Source organism: Micromonospora sp. DT231, from assembly GCF_049847025.1.
GTDB lineage: Bacteria > Actinomycetota > Actinomycetes > Mycobacteriales > Micromonosporaceae > Micromonospora.
Genome location: NZ_JBNCNO010000061.1, coordinates 1 through 252, shown reverse-complemented (window position 1 = coordinate 252; position 252 = coordinate 1). Strand labels below are relative to the sequence as shown.

Genomic DNA, 252 nt, shown 5'->3' with positions numbered 1-252 from the left:
GAGGAGCACGCCATCATGCGTACCGATCTGATCCGTAAGACCGCTCTGACCGCCGCCGGCCTCGCGTTCACCGGCGGCGCCATCGCCGGACCCGTCACCGCCGCCTACGCCGCGTCGGAGGCCAAGCCGGCCACCCAGACCCAGACCGACCGCAAGACCCACGGCGAGCGGGAGTTGGGTGTGCGCTACGAGGCGCAGCCGAACTTCTACTACTGCGGGCCCGCCGCGACCCGTAACGCCCTGAGCGTGCAG

The 252-nt window shown here is 71.0% G+C and carries 1 pseudogene; it reads left to right on the top strand.

Features of this window, described 5'->3' with window-relative positions:
• Nucleotides 1–15: 15 nt before the first annotated feature.
• Nucleotides 16–252: pseudogene (locus ACPXBU_RS34915) on the top strand (C39 family peptidase); the annotation flags it as partial.